Genomic DNA, 276 nt, shown 5'->3' with positions numbered 1-276 from the left:
GTCCGGTCGGCTATCCGGTTGTTTCCTTGTCTATCCGGACAGTCGTTTCACCGCTTCCACGGCGCAAAGGAATATCAAAATACCGGTAGTTTATCCGTTTGATTATCAGCGTGTCGTACATTGTCTTTCCACCCGTAGGTTTGTCGCATCCGGGCATGGTGTCCGGACGGGAAAAGGGCTGTTACTTTGCAGGCGGAAACCAAAATGGAATAAGAATGGAGAAGAGCGGCAACCGCCCGAGGGAGTGCCCCGGCACTCCGCAGCAGGCAAGGGCAT

Annotated in this window: 1 protein-coding gene; it reads left to right on the top strand. The window is 54.3% G+C overall.

The window, feature by feature from the left end; all coding sequences use genetic code 11:
• Positions 1-276 (top strand): hypothetical protein (locus DW640_RS23865; RefSeq protein WP_199610471.1); only part of this gene is annotated, 276 nt, incomplete at both ends.

The sequence above is a fragment of the Bacteroides sp. AM23-12 genome (assembly GCF_003434395.1).
Taxonomy (GTDB): Bacteria; Bacteroidota; Bacteroidia; order Bacteroidales; family Bacteroidaceae; genus Bacteroides; species Bacteroides thetaiotaomicron.
Note: the sequence above shows the minus strand (reverse complement) of the source record. Positions and strands in the feature narration are given on the sequence as shown.